3 protein-coding genes are annotated in these 1823 nt (G+C 58.8%); all 3 read right to left on the bottom strand.

All coding sequences use genetic code 11. From position 1 onward, the window contains the following. On the bottom strand, positions 1-1035 hold a 1035-nt coding region (locus tag EOL86_14415), incomplete at its 3' end, for a tail tape measure protein (protein NCD26765.1). A gap of 3 nt (positions 1036-1038) precedes the next feature. Beyond that, a complete protein-coding gene (locus EOL86_14410) occupies positions 1039-1425 on the bottom strand; it encodes an HK97 gp10 family phage protein (protein ID NCD26764.1) in 387 nt (128 codons plus the stop codon). A gap of 3 nt (positions 1426-1428) precedes the next feature. Further along, positions 1429-1608 (bottom strand): hypothetical protein, encoded by a 180-nt coding sequence (locus tag EOL86_14405; GenBank protein NCD26763.1) that lies wholly within the window; start codon positions 1606-1608, stop codon positions 1429-1431. Positions 1609-1823: the final 215 nt, after the last annotated feature.

The following is a 1823-nucleotide window of genomic DNA, read 5'->3' as shown; positions in this document are numbered from 1 at the left end:
AGCCCCATAGACGCGCTCAATCTCTGCAGTCAGCTTCGGCAGCGCCTCGTCGGCAAGGAGTTTCCCATCCTCCATCATCTTGTTGAGTTCGGCAGTAGATACTCCCATGGCCTTGGCCATGAGGTTCAACGCGCCGGGGAGTCTTTCGCCCAACTGCCCGCGCAACTCTTCAGCCTGGATCTTGCCCTTGCTCATCATCTGCTGAAGTGCCCGGAGTGTTCCGTGCGTGTCATCAGCAGACAACCCCAAGGCAGTGGACGCGGCGGCAATGGCAGAGAACATCTTGCGGACGTTCTCACCTTCCATCGCCGTTCCGCGTGCTGCAGCCATGACATTCTTGAACTCAGGAGCGAGTGCGTAGAAATTCTGACCGAGGCGTCCGGCCTCTTCACGCAGGAATGACAGTGTTTCAGCTGCAGCGGCCTGACTACCAGTGACCGCCACGAAGGACCGTTGCAGGCTGTCCATGGCGATGCCAGCGTCAAGCACGGCGCGGGAGAACTCAATGACTGTCTGGACGGAGAAGTAGGCGAGGGCGGCTTGCGCTGCCGTGCCGAGCATGGAGAGCGAAGACGACGCAGACCGTGACGCGCCGTTGACCGCTGAGATTCCGGCTGCACTGACGCCCATCTGCTTGCCGAGTTGCGACACCTCTTTTGCAGACAGGTTCGCGGCCTTGGCGATGTTGCGGAGCGCAGTTTCCTGAGCCTTCGCAGCGGACGTTTGAAGCATACGGGACTGAAGATCGCGAAAAGCCTTTTCAGACAAGCCCGTCAGCCGCTGCATGTCCTTGAGGTCGGCACCAATGGCACCGAACTCCTTCCCTGTCAGCTTTGACGCATTGGAAAGAGTATTGAGGTTACGGACAATGCCGTTGATATTCTGCTTGAGTTGGGCAGGAGAGAGGGCGTTGTTCAGGGCATTGGACATGCCCGTGGCCTGCTCCGTGACATGCTGCCTGGCTGTGGCCAAGTCTTTGCGGAGCTGGGTAGAGTCGCCACGGATCTCGACATAGATACCGGAAATTTTAGCCATGGCCTACCCCTTCTTCGTCTGTTCGCGGAGTTTCAGGATTGCATAGACAACGCCATTCTCAAGCGCAGGCCGCATAAACGGATGCGGCGGCACGCGACCGCCTTCAAGTTTTCCTGGGGGAATGGCGACATGACCGTATTCGACGAGGTGGGCGTGAGGTGCGCGGGCCTGGACGATGTAGCCGCCGTCTTCGTACTTCGAGACTTTGAGTTTGGTCTTTTTGCGGAGCATCCCCGTCTTGTCGTGGTACGCCAGTGTGGTCTGGGCCTCACGTTCGACGTACTCGGCAATGTCCTTGAGGTTCGCGTCCATGGCGTCCATGACTTCAGCAATGGTCGCGTCAAGGCCAGCGATGTCCTTCACCTGTACTGTTGCCGAAAGCATCCCCATGACCTACCCCCTTGACTCCCGAAGACCTTTGAGCGCGGCCCGCTCCATCGTCTGTATCCCGTCGAAAATATCTTGGCGTTCTGTTCTGGGCACTTCCCGCAGACGGAGCACTGTCGGAAGGGCCGTGTAGTCGAGCCCGGTTGCGCCTCCGGGGCCGACACGCCATTGGGTCAGCATGTCCATGAACACGGAAACAATTTGCAGGTTGTCCGGGAAGATGCCGTCAGCCACTTGGTATGTCTCGGACTCTTCAATCAGGTCGGCAGGCAAGCCAAGCCGCGAGGCGGCATCGTCCGGCGAATTGCCGTTGCCGCAGCACAGGGCCACGGCAACGGCTTCTAGTTTTTTACACGCGACTCAAGGACCAGCTTGTTGTAGGCGACGATGATTTCGCCAGC

It is taken from the genome of Deltaproteobacteria bacterium, from assembly GCA_009930495.1.
Classification (GTDB): Bacteria; Desulfobacterota; Desulfovibrionia; order Desulfovibrionales; family Desulfomicrobiaceae; genus Desulfomicrobium.
This window is presented reverse-complemented; position numbering and strand designations above follow the sequence as displayed.

What these genes read in the sequence shown, in the direction of transcription:
- EOL86_14410 (NCD26764.1), bottom strand. Translation starts at nt 1,425, where the DNA reads ATGGGGATGCTTTCGGCAACAGTACAGGTGAAGGACATCGCTGGCCTT.
- EOL86_14405 (NCD26763.1), bottom strand. Translation starts at nt 1,608, where the DNA reads ATGGACATGCTGACCCAATGGCGTGTCGGCCCCGGAGGCGCAACCGGG.